At 74.2% G+C, this 15,569-nt stretch carries 17 protein-coding genes; 9 read left to right on the top strand and 8 right to left on the bottom strand.

Going from position 1 to position 15,569, the window contains the following annotated elements; all coding sequences use genetic code 11:
* Both UW392_RS46640 and UW392_RS46635 read right to left on the bottom strand, forming a co-directional pair.
* Window positions 1-956, bottom strand: a 956-nt coding sequence (locus UW392_RS46640; protein WP_320781423.1) for a serine/threonine-protein kinase, incomplete at its 3' end; no start/stop codon positions are given.
* A 181-nt stretch (window positions 957-1,137) separates the two neighbouring features.
* A complete protein-coding gene (locus UW392_RS46635; RefSeq protein WP_320781422.1) occupies window positions 1,138-1,863 on the bottom strand; it encodes a VOC family protein in 726 nt (241 codons plus the stop codon).
* 135 nt (window positions 1,864-1,998) lie between these two features.
* Between UW392_RS46635 and UW392_RS46630 the strand changes: the two genes are divergently transcribed.
* The 3 genes from UW392_RS46630 to UW392_RS46620 all read left to right on the top strand — a co-directional run bounded on the left by UW392_RS46630 (window position 1,999) and on the right by UW392_RS46620 (window position 3,853).
* A complete protein-coding gene (locus tag UW392_RS46630) occupies window positions 1,999-2,634 on the top strand; it encodes a TetR family transcriptional regulator (RefSeq protein WP_320781424.1) in 636 nt (211 codons plus the stop codon).
* 125 nt (window positions 2,635-2,759) lie between these two features.
* Window positions 2,760-3,185 (top strand): pyridoxamine 5'-phosphate oxidase family protein, encoded by a 426-nt coding sequence (locus UW392_RS46625; protein WP_320781421.1) that lies wholly within the window; start codon window positions 2,760-2,762, stop codon window positions 3,183-3,185.
* Entirely contained in the window at window positions 3,185-3,853 is a 669-nt protein-coding gene (locus UW392_RS46620; RefSeq protein WP_320781420.1) for a pyridoxal 5'-phosphate synthase, read from the top strand. Before UW392_RS46625 ends, UW392_RS46620 begins: the two co-directional genes overlap by 1 nt.
* 6 nt (window positions 3,854-3,859) lie before the next feature.
* Here the strand turns inward: UW392_RS46620 and UW392_RS46615 are convergent, their stop codons facing one another.
* The gene (locus UW392_RS46615) at window positions 3,860-4,471 is read right to left on the bottom strand and encodes a GNAT family N-acetyltransferase (protein ID WP_320781419.1); all 612 of its coding nucleotides are present in this window, start codon (window positions 4,469-4,471) and stop codon (window positions 3,860-3,862) included.
* Between the two features lie 261 nt (window positions 4,472-4,732).
* On the opposite strand from UW392_RS46615, the gene UW392_RS46610 reads away from it, so the two are divergent.
* Window positions 4,733-5,926, top strand: coding sequence for an NAD(P)/FAD-dependent oxidoreductase (locus UW392_RS46610; protein ID WP_320781418.1), 1,194 nt, complete (start codon window positions 4,733-4,735; stop codon window positions 5,924-5,926).
* A 21-nt stretch (window positions 5,927-5,947) separates the two neighbouring features.
* Here the strand turns inward: UW392_RS46610 and UW392_RS46605 are convergent, their stop codons facing one another.
* Window positions 5,948-6,616 carry a TetR/AcrR family transcriptional regulator gene (locus UW392_RS46605; RefSeq protein WP_320781417.1) on the bottom strand — a complete coding sequence of 223 codons (669 nt, stop codon included), beginning with the start codon at window positions 6,614-6,616 and terminating at the stop codon, window positions 5,948-5,950.
* Window positions 6,617-6,781: 165 nt separating this feature from the next.
* On the opposite strand from UW392_RS46605, the gene UW392_RS46600 reads away from it, so the two are divergent.
* Together UW392_RS46600 and UW392_RS46595 are read left to right on the top strand one after the other, a co-directional pair.
* Entirely contained in the window at window positions 6,782-7,828 is a 1,047-nt protein-coding gene (locus UW392_RS46600) for a medium chain dehydrogenase/reductase family protein (RefSeq protein WP_320781416.1), read from the top strand.
* 53 nt (window positions 7,829-7,881) lie between these two features.
* Complete coding sequence (locus UW392_RS46595; RefSeq protein ID WP_320781415.1) at window positions 7,882-8,523, top strand: ABC transporter permease; 642 nt, start codon at window positions 7,882-7,884, stop codon at window positions 8,521-8,523.
* Here the strand turns inward: UW392_RS46595 and UW392_RS46590 are convergent.
* The gene (locus UW392_RS46590; protein ID WP_320781414.1) at window positions 8,424-9,734 is read right to left on the bottom strand and encodes an MFS transporter; all 1,311 of its coding nucleotides are present in this window, start codon (window positions 9,732-9,734) and stop codon (window positions 8,424-8,426) included. The genes UW392_RS46595 and UW392_RS46590 overlap by 100 nt on opposite strands.
* A 71-nt stretch (window positions 9,735-9,805) precedes the next feature.
* Between UW392_RS46590 and UW392_RS46585 the strand changes: the two genes are divergently transcribed.
* Window positions 9,806-10,855 (top strand): GlxA family transcriptional regulator, encoded by a 1,050-nt coding sequence (locus tag UW392_RS46585; protein ID WP_320781413.1) that lies wholly within the window; start codon window positions 9,806-9,808, stop codon window positions 10,853-10,855.
* 432 nt (window positions 10,856-11,287) lie between these two features.
* Here the strand turns inward: UW392_RS46585 and UW392_RS46580 are convergent, their stop codons facing one another.
* The 3 genes from UW392_RS46580 to UW392_RS46570 all read right to left on the bottom strand — a co-directional run bounded on the left by UW392_RS46580 (window position 11,288) and on the right by UW392_RS46570 (window position 13,154).
* Window positions 11,288-11,746: an ATP-binding protein gene (locus UW392_RS46580; protein WP_414497445.1), complete on the bottom strand. Its 459-nt coding sequence runs from the start codon at window positions 11,744-11,746 to the stop codon at window positions 11,288-11,290.
* Between the two features lie 408 nt (window positions 11,747-12,154).
* Window positions 12,155-12,667: an EF-hand domain-containing protein gene (locus tag UW392_RS46575; RefSeq protein WP_320781411.1), complete on the bottom strand. Its 513-nt coding sequence runs from the start codon at window positions 12,665-12,667 to the stop codon at window positions 12,155-12,157.
* A gap of 106 nt (window positions 12,668-12,773) precedes the next feature.
* Window positions 12,774-13,154, bottom strand: coding sequence for an STAS domain-containing protein (locus UW392_RS46570; protein WP_320781410.1), 381 nt, complete (start codon window positions 13,152-13,154; stop codon window positions 12,774-12,776).
* 356 nt (window positions 13,155-13,510) lie between these two features.
* Here UW392_RS46570 and UW392_RS46565 point away from each other — a divergent pair, with 356 nt between their 5' ends.
* Together UW392_RS46565 and UW392_RS46560 are read left to right on the top strand one after the other, a co-directional pair.
* Window positions 13,511-14,101, top strand: coding sequence for a sigma-70 family RNA polymerase sigma factor (locus UW392_RS46565; RefSeq protein WP_320781409.1), 591 nt, complete (start codon window positions 13,511-13,513; stop codon window positions 14,099-14,101).
* A complete protein-coding gene (locus UW392_RS46560) occupies window positions 14,098-15,507 on the top strand; it encodes a zf-HC2 domain-containing protein (protein ID WP_320781408.1) in 1,410 nt (469 codons plus the stop codon). The genes UW392_RS46565 and UW392_RS46560 overlap by 4 nt, the downstream gene beginning before the upstream one ends.
* Window positions 15,508-15,569 lie beyond the last annotated feature (62 nt).

Genomic DNA, 15,569 nt, shown 5'->3' with positions numbered 1-15,569 from the left:
GGCGCGGCCGGGCGGCCCCCGCCGCCGCGGCTCGGCGGCGACGCGGGGCGCGGCGCGGGGCGGCCGCCCCGGCGGTTCTCGATCAGGCTCACCGCCCGCTCGGGCAGCCACGCCGACGCCGTACCGGAGTCGTCCGAGCCGGAGCCGAACAGGTGCGGGGCGAGCTGCGACTGGAGGTCGGCGGGGCTGGGCCGGCCGGGCGCCTCCATCTGCATGCAGGACTCGATCAGCGGGCGCAGCTCGTCGGGCAGGCCGTCCAGGTCCGGGCCCTCGCGGAGCAGCATGAAGACCGTCTCGACCGGGTTGGCGCCGTGGAAGGGGGCGTGGCCGGTGGCGGCGAAGACGAGGGTGGAGCCGAGGGAGAAGACGTCGCTGGCGCCGGTGACGGAGCGCGAGTCCTTCGCCTGCTCGGGTGACATGTAGGCGGGGGTGCCGACGGCGACGTTGGTCATCGTCAGCCGGGTGTTGGAGACGCCGGAGGCGATACCGAAGTCGATCACCCGGGGGCCGTCCTCGACGACGAGGACGTTGGAGGGCTTGAGGTCGCGGTGGACGAGACCGGCGCCGTGGATGGAGTGGAGCGCCTCCGCGACGCCCGCCGCGAGCCAGCGCACCGCCTGGGCCGGGAGCGGCCCGCACTCGTTCACTATCTCTTCCAGGGAGGGCGCGGGGACGTAGGCGGTGGCGAGCCACGGCACGGCCGCCCGCGGGTCGGCGTCGACCACGGCCGCCGTGTAGAACCCGGAGACCGCGCGGGCCGCCTCCACCTCGCGTGTGAACCGGACGCGGAAGAGCTGGTCCTCGGCCAGTTCCGTCCGCACGGTCTTGATCGCCACGCGCCGCCCGGACGCCGAGCGCGCGAGATAGACCAGCCCCATGCCGCCGGCCCCGAGCCGCCCCAGCACCTCGAACGGCCCGATCCGCCGCGGATCGTGCTGCGTCAGCTGATCCACCACTTGCCTGCCACCTCCCCGTACGAGCCGCGCCACCCACATATGTTCGCGACCGGAGGGCAGCGTCTCACCACCACACCGCCGCGGCGGCACGCACCCCGATTCTTCCTGTCCGCGGCCCCGGTGGCGAACCCGCGGTCAATCGGGGTGTCTCACGGCATACCGGGCGAAGCACCCCACCCGATCAGCGGCGCAGCAGTGCGAACGATGCTCCCTGATCGTCGGTGACCACGGCGACCGACCCGTAGGACGTCTCGAATGGCGGAACCTGGACGCGCCCGCCGAGCCGGACCGCGTCGCCGAGGACCGCGTCGCAGTCGCCGACGAGAAAGTGTACGAGGAAGTGGGGCGGCATCTCGGCGGGGAAGACCGAGGAGACGGGGGCCCGGCCGAAGTCGGGTTCCGCGCCGGGTCCGAAGAGGGCGTCGTGGAACAGGTCGCCGTAGAAGGCGTCGGCGGCGTCGGTGTCCCGGGTGTACAGCTCGGCCCAGGTGAAGGCGGACGGCTCGTGGCTGCGGCCGAACCCGGCACAAGTGCCCGGCTGCCACAGGGCGAAGACGGCGCCCTGCGAGTCGGCGGCGAGGGCGGCGGTGCCCCGGTCGCCGTCCGGGCGGGGCGGGGTGAGGAGCTGTCCGCCGCCGGTCTCGATCCGGCGGGCGAGGGCGGCGGCGTCGGGGGCGGTGAAGTACACCGTCCAGACGGTCGGCATACGCCCGTCCCGTTTGGGGACGAGCGCGGCGACCGGGTCGCCGCCGAGGCGGGCGAGGACGGTTCCGTCGTCCCGCGCGGGGTCGAACGTCCACCCGAAGAGCCCGCCGTAGAAGCGCGTGCCGGCCGCCACGTCGGGGAGCTGCGCGTCCACCCAGCAGGGGACGCCCTCCGTGTACGCGGATGCCCTGTTTTCGGCCATGTCGTCAACGTAGCCGGAGCGGCCGCACCGCGCAGACCAGGCACTCCGTGGTTCCGTCGGGCCCGCACCCCATTTGCAGTCGGCCGAATAGCGCTCCGATCACCCCTCGGTAAGCTGACGTTCATGACAGGACAAGTGCGTACCGTCGACGGCCGCGTGGCCGGCCGGCGTGGGCAGGCGACCCGCCAGAAACTGCTCGACTGCCTCAGCGAGATGCTCAGCTCCTCCCCGTACCGCGACGTCAAAGTCATCGATGTCGCCCGCCGGGCCGGCACGTCGCCCGCGACCTTCTACCAGTACTTCCCGGACGTCGAGGGCGCCGTCCTGGAACTCGCCGAGCATCTCGCCGCCGAGAGCGTCGAACTGACCGGACTGGTGCAGGGCCGTTCGTGGACGGGACGGGCCGGCTGGCAGACCGCACAGGAACTCGTGGACGGGTTCATGGAGTTCTGGCGGCGCAACGACGCGATCCTCCGGGTCGTCGACCTGGGCGCGGCCGAGGGCGACAAGCGGTTCAGCAAGATCCGTACGAAGGTCCTCACCGCGGTGAACTCCTCCCTGGCCGACTCCGTCGCCCAGGTGCAGTCCAAGGGCAAGGTCGACCCGGACGTGAGCCCGGCCGCCGTCGCCGGATCGCTGGTGGCGATGTTGACCGCCGTGGCCTCGCACCAGAGGGGCGCCTCCTCCTTCGGCGCGAAGCAGAACGAACTCAGGCCCGCCCTCGCCCTCCTGGTGCACCTGGGCGTCACCGGCCGCAAGCCGACGAAGTAACCCCGTCGGCACCGCGGTGTCCCGTTCTTCCTGTCGGACGGAGACCCGGGTGTGACGCGGGGAACACCGGAGCACGCGGAGGCGTTCTGCCCTGTACGACGCCCGCACGCCGGATGGAGACCAGCATGGCCCTGACCCGTGAAGAGCGTGAACACTTCCTCGCCGAACCGCACATCGCGGCGCTGGCGGTCGACGCGGGTGCCGGACGTGCCCCGCTGACGGTGCCCATCTGGTACCAGTACACCCCCGGCGGCGACGCCTGGATCACGACCGGGGCCACCTCCCGCAAGTACGAACTGATCAAGGCCGCGGGTCGGTTCTCCCTGATGGCCGACCGGGTGGCGCCCACCGCCCGGTACGTCTCGGTGGAAGGGCCGGTCGTCGAGAGCGTTCCCCTCACCCGGGAGCGGCTCCGGGAGATGGCCGCCCGGTACCTCCCGACCGACAAGGTCGACGGCTACCTGGACTTCGCCTGGGGCAACCACGGGGAGCAGATCGTCGTGCGGATGCGGCCCGAGCGCTGGCTCTCCTCCGACCTCGGCTCGGTGTAGTGGGCGACGACCTCGACTCCCTGCTCAGGGCGGCCCGGGTCTGGGACCCGGAGGTCACCGAACTCCCTCCCTTCGACCCGGAGACGGCGCCCGGCGATCCGCTGGAGCTGTTCACCGGGTGGTTCGCGGAGGCGGTCGCCGCCGGGGAGCGCGAACCGCACACCGTGTCGCTCGCGACGTCCGGCGCGGACGGCCTGCCCGACGTGCGGATCGTGATGCTGCACGGCGCGGACGCGGACGGCTTCTCCTTCGCGACGCACTCCGGCAGCCGCAAGGGCACCCAGCTCGCGGCGCGGCCGTACGCGGCGCTCGTCCTGTACTGGCCGCTGCGGGGCCGGCAGGTCCGGGTCCGCGGGCCGGTCACCGCCGCGCCGCCCGAGGAGGCCGCGGCCGATCTGCGGGTCCGCTCGACCGGGGCGCTGGCCGCGGCCCTCACCGGCCGCCAGAGCCGACCGCTCGGCTCGGCCGGCGAACTGGCCGAGGCGTCCGCGGCGGCCTGGGAGCGCGCCGCGCGGGAACCGGACACCCGGGCCCCGACCTGGACCCTGTACCGACTCCGCCCGGACGAGGTGGAGTTCTTCCAGGGCGACGCACGGCGCCGGCACGTGCGGCTGGTGTACCGGCGGACGGAGGACGGGGGCTGGGAGCAGGGGCTGCTCTGGCCGTGAGCGGCGTCAGGCCCCGGGCGGGGCGGGCTCCTCGTCGTCGGCCAGGCGGGCGTGGAGGTGGGCGTCGCGGAACGTGTCGCGGCGGCCCTCCTCGAACATCGCGCCGCGCAGGGTGCCCTCCAGCCGGAAGCCGCAGCGTTCGGCGACCCGGCAGGAGGCGCCGTGGCCGATGCCGTGGCCCAGTTCGAGGCGGTACAGGTCCAGCGCGGTGAAGGCGTGGCGCGCGGCGAGCAGCAGGGCGCGGGTGGCCACGCCCCGGCCGCGGGCCTCGGGCAGCACCCAGTAGCCGACGCGGGCCAGCCGCAGCGGGCGGTTGATCTCGTTGAGGCCGACGTGCCCGAGGGCCGTCCCGGTCGCGTCGTCCGTTATCCGGAACGACACGGAGCGGCCCTCCGCCTCCTCCCGCGCCCGGTTCCGCAGCGCCTCGCGGACGTCGTCGAGGTCGTTCACCGGCCGCAACGGCGTGTTCCAGCGCTGGAAGTCGGGGTCCAGAAACCCACGCAGCCACACCTCGGCGTCCGCCCCCGACCCAGGATCCCAGGAAAGCAGCCGCAGACCGTGCCCACGGGGCGGCACGGAGGAGGGAGACACAACGGATCGATCACGAGCGTGGGCCATGGGGACATTCAATCCCTGTAGGGGCCATCCGGTCACGCGGGTTGTCGGGCGGGGAACGGGGGCGGTGTGGGGGCGGTGGCCCCAGGACCGCGATCCGCGGGTGGGGCGTCGTCGTTCGGTTTTTGCCAATCGTGGTGGTGCGGCGCCGAGGTCGGCGGCGGGGTGCACCGCTTCTCGACGACGCACGGGGCGTGACCGGTCCGCAACCGAATCCGGTCTTCTCCGAGACCCACCGGCGCGGGGCGTCGTTACGCTCGCGCCATGGCCGACTCCCCCACGTCCGCGCAGCCCCCGGCACACACCGCCGACCACCCCGTGTACGTCGTCGGCGGCGGCCCGGCCGGGCTCTCCGTGGCGTACGCCCTGCGCGCCCGGGGCGTGCGCGCCGTCGTCCTGGAGCGGTCCGACCGGGTGGGCGCCTCCTGGCGGCGCCACTACGACCGGCTGCGGCTGCACACCACGCGCCGGCTGTCGTCGCTGCCGGGTCTGCCGATGCCGCGCCGCTTCGGCCGCTGGCCCGCCCGGGACGACGTGGTGCGCTACCTGGAGAAGTACGCCGAACACCACCGTCTCGAGGTGGTCACCGGCGTCGAGGTCTCCCGGATCGAGCGCGCGCCGGACGGCACCGGCTGGCTGCTGCGCGCCTCCGGCGGACGGGAGCTGACCGGCACCGCCGTCGTCGTCGCCACCGGCCACAACCACACGCCACGCGTGCCGAGGTGGGCCGGCCGGTCCACGTACACCGGCACGTTCCTGCACGCGAGCGAGTACCGCGACCCGACGCCGTACGCCGGTCAGGACGTCCTCGTCGTCGGCGTCGGCAACACCGGCGCCGAGATAGCCGTGGACCTGGTGGACGGCGGCGCGTCCCGGGTCCGGCTCTCCGTGCGCACCGCCCCGCACGTGGTCCGCCGCTCCACGGCCGGCTGGGCCTCCCAGTACACCGGCGTCCTCGTGCGGCGGCTGCCCGTCGGCCTCGTCGACCGGCTCGCGCGGCCGCTGGCCCGGGTGAGCGTGCCCGACCTGTCGGCGCACGGCCTGCCCCGGCCGGACACCGGCCTGTACAGCCGGGTGAAGCAAGGGTCCATCCCGGTGCAGGACGTCGGTCTGATCGACGCGGTGCGCCGGGACCGGGTCGGGATCGTCGCGGCCGTGGAGGGGTTCGAGGACGGCAAGGTGGTCCTCGCCGACGGCGACCGCATCGCGCCGGACGCGGTGATCGCGGCCACCGGCTACGACCGGGGCCTCACCGAACTCGTGGGCCACCTCGGCGTCCTCGACGGGCGCGGGCGGCCCGTGGTCCACGGCCCCCGCTCCCCGAAGGACGCGCCGGGTCTGTACTTCACCGGCTACACCAACCCCATCAGCGGGATGCTGCGGGAACTGGCCATCGACGCGGTGCGCATCGCCAAGACCGTGGACCAGCGGCACGGGGAGCACCTGTCCCGGCTGTGACCGGCGCGCACGCGGGCGCGTTCAGCCGCCCGAACCACCCGTGAGCCGGGCGATCCGCCCGACGATGGTGTCGGCGATGTCCTCCGCCGACCAGGGGAAGACCCGGCTGGCCGCACGCTGCTGCGCGAGGCCGTGCAGACAGAGCCAGAGGGTCACCGCGTCCCGCTCCGGATCGGTGACCGCGGACCGGCCCGCGGCGGCGCAGTCGGCGAGCAGGCCGACGAGGACCCCCATGGCGCTCGTGCCGAGCCCGGTCAGCTCCTCCTCCGTGAGGGAACTGCCGCCCGGCACCGGCTTCCACAGACCGCCGAACATCGTGCGGTAGCGCTCGGGACGGCGCCGCGCGTAGTCGAGGTAGGCGCGGCAGACGGCGTGCAGCCGGTCGAGCGGGTCGCTCCCCGCCTCCCGCGCGACGGCACTCAGACACGCTTCCAGCGCACCGAACTCCCGCCGTACGACAGCCAGCATGATGGCCGACCGGTCGGGGAAGTGCGGGTAGATCGAGGGCGCGGCGATGCCGACCCGGCGGGCCACCGAGCGCAGGGTGACCGTCCGCTCGTCGCCCGTCTCGTCCAGCAGCGCCGCCGCCGCGACGACGATGTCATCCCTCAGCCGACCGCCCTCACCCCGGCGGTTCCGTGCGCGCGCCCGCTTCCGCGAGGCCGGACTTGTCACGTTCGCCTGACTCATACTCGTAACCTTACGCGCAGAAGTTTATTGCCGTAACCCCTTGCCGCCCGACTCCTAACGCTCGTAGTCTTACGGCCGTAAGCACACGGGCGCCGGCCTCGACGGGCGGCCGTCCCCGGCCCGGCCCGCCCCACCCCACCCCACCCCGCCCCTGGGAGACACGCGATGAGCAGCACCGCCACCACCTCCGCCACCGAGATCGTCCTGCCCGGCAAGGTCGACCCCGACGGACTCCACCTGCGCACCCGGGAGCTGCCCGCGCCGGGCGAGGGCCAGGCCGTGCTGCGGATGGACGCCACCGGCGTCTCCTTCGCCGAGCAGCAGATGCGCCGCGGCAAGTACTACGACCAGCCGCCGTTCCCCTTCGTCCCCGGCTACGACCTGGTCGGCACCGTCACCGCCGTCGGCCCCGGGGTCGACCCCGCGCTGGCCGGCCGCCGGTTCGCCGCCATCACCAAGGTCGGTTCGTGGGCGAGCCACCTGCTGGTCGACGCCGCCGACCTGATGCCCGTACCGGACGACGTGGACCCGGTCGCCGCCGAGACCTTCGTCGTCAACGGCATCACCGCCTGGCAGTTGCTGCACCGCACCGCCAAGGTCCGCCCCGGCTCCACCGTCGTGGTGCTCGGCGCCAACGGCGGCGTCGGCTCCGTCCTCGTCCAACTGGCCCGGCACGCCGGGATCACCGTCATCGGCACCGCCTCGCCGCGCCACCACGCCACCGTCGAGGCGCTCGGCGCCACCCCCGTCGACTACCGCGACCCGGAGATGTACGACCGTCTCCGCGCGCTCGCCCCGGACGGCGTGGACGCCGTCTTCGACCACGTCGGCGGCGACGGCGTGGAGCAGTCCTGGTCCCTGCTGCGGCGCGGCGGCACCCTCGTCTCCTACGGCACCGCCGCCAGCAAGGACGAGGAGGGCAGCTCCCAGCTCCCGGTGCTCAAGCTGTTCGCGCGGCTCAACGCCTGGAACGCCCTGCCCAACGGCCGGAGCGCCCACTTCTACAACCTCTGGGCGGGCAGGCGCCGCTGCCGCGCCTCCTGGCAGCGGCGGATGACGGAGGACCTCACCGAGGTGCTGCGCCTGGTCGCCGAGGGCGTCCTCGTCCCGCAGATCGCCGCGCGCGTCCCGCTGGCCGACGCCGCCTCGGCCCTCGCGCTCGCCGAGTCCCGCACCGTCGCCGGCAAGGTCGTCATCGTCCCCGCGCCGTGACCGCCCCTCTCCTCCCCTCCGCTCCCCCTCCCTTACGTCGAAGGAGACCCGTCGTGACCCTCACCGGCACCGCCGCCGCCCCGGCCCGCCCCGCCCCCGATGTCGACAACTTCCCCGCCTACGTCGGCTTCGGCCTCGCCTACCTCCTCGGCCACGGCTCCGCCGCCCTCTCCCGGGGCGCCGACCCCCTGCTGGAGCTGCCGGGCTGGCTGCCCATGACCCTGCTGGGCGCCGGGCTCGCCGTCGGCACCGTGCAGGCGACCCTCGCGGCCCTGCGCGCCCAGCGGGCCGCCACCGCACCCGGCGACGTCCTCTCCGGCCAGTTGCTCGGCGCCGCGTGGATCAGCGCCTTCGCCGCCCTCTTCTTGGCGATCACCGGCCTCGCGGCCACCCTCGACTCGCCCGACGTGCAGACCCTGCTCTGGCCCACCGGCTCCGGCCTGGTCGTCGGCCTCCTCTACGTCGCCGAGGGCGCCGTCCGCCGCAACGTGCTCCACTACACGCTCGGCACCTGGCTCGCCCTGACCTCCACCGCGGCCCTGCTGCTCGGCTCCCCCGGCCTCTACTGGACGCTGACCCTCGCGGGCGGCGGCGCCTACGCGGTCGCCGCCGTGCTCGAACGCCGCCGGATCACCAGGGCCATCAGCGCCGCCGCCGCGCAGAGCGCCCCCGAGGCGTACCAGACCACGTCGTAGGAGCCGAAGGTGTCGCGGGCGACGCCGCCGAGGAAGGCGACGAGCGCGGCACCGACCTGGTGCGAGGCGAGGACCCAGCCGAAGACGATGGCGCTGTCGTCGCCGTACCGCTCGCGGCACAGGGCGAGGGTGGGCGGCACCGTGGCCACCCAGTCCAGGCCGTAGAAGACGATGAAGAAGATCATCGGCGGGTGGACGGACGGCGCCAGCAGCATCGGCAGGAAGAGCAGCGAGACACCGCGCAGGGCGTAGTAGACGGCCAGCAGCCGGCGCGGTTCGAAGCGGTCGGTGAACCAGCCGGAGGCGATCGTGCCCACCACGTCGAAGACCCCGATGACGGCGAGCAGCGACGCGGCGGCGGTGACGGGCATGCCGTGGTCGTGCGCGGCGGGCACGAAGTGCGTCTGCACCAGGCCGTTGGTCGAGGCGCCGCAGATCGCGAAGGTCCCGGCGAGCAGCCAGAACGGGCCGGTGCGCGCGGCGGAGAAGAGCACCGTGAGGGCGCGGCGCGCGGCCCCGGTGACCGGCGCGGGCTTCGGCACGAACTCCGTGGCCCCGTACGGCTTCTGGCCGAGGTCGGCCGGGTGGTCGTGGAGCAGCAGCCAGACGAACGGGACCACCGCGAGGGCGGCGAGCGCGACCGTGACGGCGGCCGGCCGCCAGTCGTGCGTCTCGACGATCCAGCTCACCAGCGGCAGGAAGATGAGCTGCCCGGAGGCGGAGGCGGCGGTGAGGATGCCGCTGACCAGGCCGCGCCGGGTGGTGAACCAGCGGTTGGTGACGGTGGCCGCGAACGCCAGCGCCATCGAGCCGGAGCCGAGGCCGACCAGCAGGCCCCAGCAGAGCATCAGTTGCCAGGCCGACTCCATCCACACCGTGAGGCCGGAGCCGAGGGCTATCAGGGTCAGGGCGAGCGCGACGACCCGCCGGATGCCGAAGCGGTCCATCAGCGCCGCGGCGAACGGCGCGGTCAGCCCGTACAGCGCGAGGTTGACGGAGACGGCGGCGCCGATCGTGCCGCGCGACCAGCCGAACTCGTCGTGCAGGGGGTCGATCAGGATGCCGGGCACGGCCCGGAAGGCGGCGGCGCCGATGATCGTCACGAAGGTGACGGCGGCGACGAACCAGGCCCGGTGCACCCGGCGGCGGCGGGGCCGGACGGGTTCGGCGCGCGGCGGTACGACGGCTGCGGCATCGCTTGTCTGGGTCACGTCACCGAGCCTGGGCCACCCGGCCCGCCCGATCGAGTGGCCCGGCGGACATGGTTCGCTACGATCGGGCCATGACGTCGGACCGGACGCACCGCCCGCACCGTGTCGTCGTACTCGCCCTCGACGGCATCATCCCCTTCGAACTCGGCATCCCGCAGCGCATCTTCGGCCTGGCCCGCGACGCCGGACGCCGGCCGCTGTACGAGGTCGTCACCTGCTCGGTCCGGCCGCCGGGGCCGGTCAGGACCGACGCCGACTTCGCGATCCTCGTCGAGCACGGACCGGAGGCGCTGGCCACCGCCGACACGGTCGTCGTCCCCGCCTCCTACGAGCTGGGCCCGGTCCACGAGGAGGGCGTGCTCACCGGTGAACTGGCCGCGGCGCTCGCCCTGGTCCGCCCCGGCACCCGGCTGGTCGCCATCTGCACCGGCGGGTACGTGCTCGCCGCCGCCGGTCTCCTCGACGGCCGCCCGGCGACCACGCACTGGGCCTCCGCCGACCACTTCCAGCGGCTCTTCCCGAAGGTCAGGGTCGACGCGGACGTGCTGTTCATCGACGACGGCTCCGTGCTGACCTCGGCGGGGGTCGCGGCCGGGATCGACCTGTGCGTCCACATCGTGCGCCGGGACCACGGCACGGCCGTCGCCAACGAGGTGGCCCGGCGGACCGTGGTACCGCCCCACCGGGACGGCGGGCAGGCGCAGTTCATCGAACGGCCGGTGCCCGATCCGCAGCAGGCGACCACCACGGACGCCCGCGCCTGGGCGCTCGGCCGGCTCCACGAGCCGATCCAGCTGCGGGACCTGGCCGAGCGGGAGGCGATGTCCGTACGCACCTTCACCCGCCGCTTCCGCGAGGAGGTCGGGGTCAGCCCCGGCCAGTGGCTGACCCGCCAGCGCGTCGAACGGGCCCGGCACCTGCTGGAGTCCACGGACCTGTCGGTGGATCAAGTGGCCCGTGACGCGGGGTTCGGGACGGCCCAGTCGATGCGGCAGCACCTCCAGGCGACCCTGGGGGTAACACCTACGACGTACCGCCGGGCGTTCCGGGCGAGGGCGGGGGCGGGGGCGGAGGCGAGGGCGGGAATTGAGGCTGGGGCCGGGGCCCGGTCCTCCGGCTGACCGGACTCGTCCACAGGCTGTGGAGAACTTTCGCCGGGCCGGGGCGGCGAGCCGGGCCGGAGGGCCGGGCCGGCGGTGCGGCGTCTTCGCGGGACGGCGCCGCAGGCCGCCACCCGACGCGGCGTCCCGCCCGTCCCGACCCGCCGAGGGGACCGTCGCGTCACGACCCACGCTCGCCGAGGGCGCACGCACCGCGGGCCCTCGCCGTCCCCTCACGGCGAATCGCTGACCACCAGCGTGAGCGCGTACTCACGGCACGTCAACGGGTTCGGGTTGCTTCGCGCCGTACGTCCCGGTTCGCGCCGGACGCGCACGGAAGCACGGCCGGGCGCATCCGCGAGCCACCCCCGTCCGGAGAGACGACCGGTGCGCGTCCGCGCCCCCCGGACCGCTCCCCCTGCCCACTGAAGCGCCACCGTCCCTGGGCCGGGCCTAGACCGCCTCGTACGCCAACCCGTCGAAGGCCGCCGCCGCGACGCAGCCGGCGCTCTCCTCCGCCCGGCCGTCGCAGCGGTCCAGTTCGCACCAGATGAGCTTGCCGCCGTCCTCGCGGGCCCAGCCCCAGCGGTCGGCGAGTCCGTCGACGAGGGCCAGTCCCCGGCCGCCCGTCGCGTCACCGTCGGCACACCGGGGCACCGGCGCGCACGCGCTGGCGTCGGTCACCTCCAGCCGGACGGCGACCTCGTCGGCCGCGATCCCCGGCAGCCGCAGCCGCAGCACGGCCGGGCGGCCGGTGTGCACGACCGCGTTGGTGACGAGTTCGGAGACGAGCAGGACCAGCGTCTCCGCGAGCGGCTCGTCCTCGCGTATCCCGGACCCGGCCAGTCTCGAACGGGCCCATCTGCGGGCCCGCCCGACCTCAGCGGGATCGGGCCGGATCTCCAGCTGCACTTGAAGCACCTGCACCGCTCACACCATCCGAACCGGCGGACACTTGGACGCGCGCCTCGCGAAGGCCACGATCGTGGCCATCTTCTGCATGGCCAGAACAACGGCCGGGACAGGGGTCACGGACTGTGACCCCTCTGTGGGACAGCATGGTTGACGTACAGTCACGTCAACAAGCGCTTCGGGCATATTCCAGCGCGAAGGAGTACCCGTGCGGCATACTGTGCGACGCCCGTCCGGGACGGTCGAACAGGCGGCGCCGGCACGGTTCGCGTCGCACTCCACTCGCATCCCGCACAAGGTACCGGAGCCCGTCGCCGACTCCGGGCTGTGACGGGTCACGCCCGGGACACGGTCCGGTATCGACGCTCGGTGACCGCCCGATGATCGGTCCGGCAGCCGCTCCGGCGTCTACTCCGGCACCGTGAAGTACCGGGCGAAGGCCGGCACGGCGTCGTTCTCGCCGATCCTGTCGTCGCCGTCCGCGTCGAGCCGCGCGGCGACCGGCCGGGCGGTCGCCGCGGGGACTCCGAGGACGGTGAGGACGCGGGCGGCCTCCTCGACGGTGACGGCGCCGTCCCCGTCCGCGTCGGCGACGGCCAGCGCCGCGTGCAGGAAGGGGCGGGCGATCTCGGCGAACCGGTCCGGGTTGTCCCGCAGCCGCTTGACCGCGCCGGTGACGAACTCCGCACGGCTGATGCGCTGGTCGCCGTCGCGGTCGGCGATCCCCGCCATGCCCTGCCAGAACGCCTCGGCACCGCCGTACAGCGCCTGGCCCCGGTCCGAGCGGGCCGCCACGTCGAACTCGGTGAGCAGCGCCTGGGCCGCCCCGCTGAAGTCCTCGCGGTCGATGCAGCCGTTGCCGTCCTGGTCGAAGGTGGCGAACCGGTCCGCGATCCGGCGCTCGTACTCGCTGCTGACCATGTCTTCTCCGGTCGCCTCACGTCGGGTGGGTAGGTGTCGCATCGGAGCGTACGACGCCGGTGGGCGGCCCCACACCGGAATGTGACGAGCTACGCGGAGAGACGGGCTACGCGGAGAGCGGCCGGGGTTCGTCGCCGGTCGCCGAGGCGAGGTCGGGGTGGACGTCGAAGAGCCGGCGCACCCCGAGCGCGGCGAGGACCCGGTTGACGTGGGAACCGTCGACCGCGCCCTGCGCGGGGAGGATCAGCCGCAGCCTGCCCTGGCAGGAGCGGATGAGGCGCCGGGAGGCGATCAGCACGCCCACGCCGCTGGAATCGCAGAACAGTACGTCGGAGAGGTCGAGGACCAGGCTGTGGCGCCCTTCGGCCACGGCGTCGTGCACCCGCTGGCGCAGCACCGGCGACGTCACGAGGTCCAGCTCGCCCGACACCTGGACCACGGCCCACTCGCCCCGCTCGTCCCCGGTCACATTGAACGCCACCACCATGCCCTTCGCTCGCTGGAAACGGAAGCCGTGCCTACGCTTGCTGGGCGCGCGCCTGCCCACCGGCGGTTCCCGCAAACACCCTGCGGAAAACGGGAACCGATCAAAAGGGGCTTGTTTCTATCGAATCAGATCCCTTTCAATCCCATTCAAGCGCATTCGATCAGAAGGGCAAGGGTCGGGCTCCACGGTCCTCTACCACCCCGCCGCGTCCGCGGGGCGCGCATTGCCACAAAGGGGCGTGCGCCGTCATACGTGCCGACTACATTCGAGAAGACGGCGGCCGCAGGCTGGACAACCGGACGGGACCGGCCGGGACCGGACGGGCCGCCGGAGACGAGCAGGGGTGAAGGAGCCTCATGGCGACGAAGGACACACCGCTCCGCTGGGACCGCAAGATGCAGCAGCGGCTCGCCCGCGGGGAGGCCACCGCCCTCGGTGAGCTGTACGACCGGTTCGCGTCCCTCGTGCACGGCCTCGCGCACCGCGTGCTCGGCGACGAGCGGGCCGCCGACGGCCTCACCCGCGAGGTCTTCGCCCACGTCTGGGAGCACCCGGACAGCTACGACCCCAAGCAGGGACCGCTGCGGACGTGGCTCGCCGCGCTGACCCACCGCCTGGCCGTCCAGCGGCTGCGCGCGACGGAGACGGCCGCGCTGGCCCGCGGCGGCCCCGGCACCCACGAGGACCTGGAGCGCCGGGTGCGGCACGCCTCGGTCGCCGCCCGCGCCGACTACATCGTCCAGTCCATGCCCGCGCCGCTGCGGTCCGCCCTGGAGCGGGCGTACTTCCAGCGGCGCGACTACCGCCAGACCGCCGCCGACCTCGGCATCACCGAGGACGAGGCCCGCCGGCGGCTCCGGCTCGGACTCCAGCTGCTCTCCACCGCCCACGACGCGGCGACCACGACGGCCCCCGAGGCCCCGCCCGGCTACGGAGGCGCGGCATGAGCGGGGCGGGCCGCCACGGGGCGTGCGGCGACCACGACCGCGACCCGCTGCCCGAGGGGCCGGAAGAGTCGCTGCCCGAGCGGCCGGAAGAGCCGCTCGGCACGGACGAACGCCCCCCGCCCGCCGAGCCCCACGCACCTCACACACCTCACACACCGCACGAACCACCCACACCGCACACACCTCATGTGCCCCACACACCTCATGTGCCCCACACACCTCCCGCATCCCATGCGCCCCACCCACCCCTCGCACCCCGTACGCCGCTCGTCCCCCTCGCCCTGGAGCACCCCGTACTGAAGTCGCTGCTCGGCGCGTGGGCACTGGCCGCCTGTTCGGCCGAGGAGGCGGCGGCCGTCGACCGGCACCTCGGGGAGTGCGGTGCCTGCGCCGAGGAGGGCCGCCGGCTGCGTGAGGCGGTCGGGCTGCTCCAGCGCCCGGAGAGCCTCGACCTCGATCCGGCGCTGCGCACCCGCGTCCTCGACGGCTGCCTGGAGCGGCGCCCGCCGCGCGTCCCGGTGCCGGAGTGGGCCATGCCGTACGACGCGGAGACCGCCCGCCTGGACGCCCTGCTCCAGGACTTCGAGGAGGCGGAGTGGCACGCGCCGGTGCGGCTGCGCTGGTTCTCCGACGACGGGGCGACGAGCCGCCGCACGACCGTCGCCGGGGTCATCGCGCACCTCCTGGCCGTCGACGGCCTGGTCGCGCTCGCCCTGGGCCTCGCCGACCCGCTCGGCGACATCCCGGCACGGGCCCCCGTACCGGCGAGCCGCACCGAGGCGTACTGGCGGGCCTCGCACTTCCCGCCCACCCGTGCGGTGCGGGCGCCCTGGCGGGAGCAGAGCCACGCGATCGTGCGGACGGCGGCGTTCACCGGCGGCGGGTCCAAGGGCGCGGGCGGCGAGGGGCTGATGCCCGTCTCCTACGGCGACTTCGAACTGCCCCTGCGCGACGCGCTGCTCGACCGGGCCTTCGAGTGCTGGGTGCACGCGGAGGACATCGCCGAGGCGGTGGACTATCCGTACGACCCGCCGTCCGGGCGCCATCTGAACCGGATGATCGACCTCGCGGCGCGGATGCTGCCGGGTGCGCTCGCGGAGCGCCGCCGGTCCGGGAAGGCCACGCCCGGCACCCAGCGGCACCTGGTGACGGCGGGGACGCCGGGGCGGAGCCTGCGGCTGGAGATCGAGGGGTCGGGCGGGGGCGAGTGGCTGATCCCGCTGGACTCACCGGCGGCGGTGGGCTCGGCCGACCACGAGGTCGCGCATGTCGCGCTGGACGGGGTGGAGTTCTGCCGGCTGGCGGCGGGGCATGTTCCGCCGGAGGAGGCGGCGGCCGGGCAGTCCGGCGACCGGGACGCCATCAGGGACGTCCTGTTCGCCGCGGCGAGCCTGAGCCGGATGTGAACGTGCCGGCCGCCTGTGGCTGGTCGCGCAGTTCCCCGCGCCCCTTGAGGGGCGCGGGGAAC

It is taken from the genome of Streptomyces sp. CRN 30 (genome assembly GCF_034105845.1).
The sequence above is the reverse complement of the archived record's forward strand: the minus strand, read 5'-3'. Positions and strand labels throughout refer to the sequence as shown.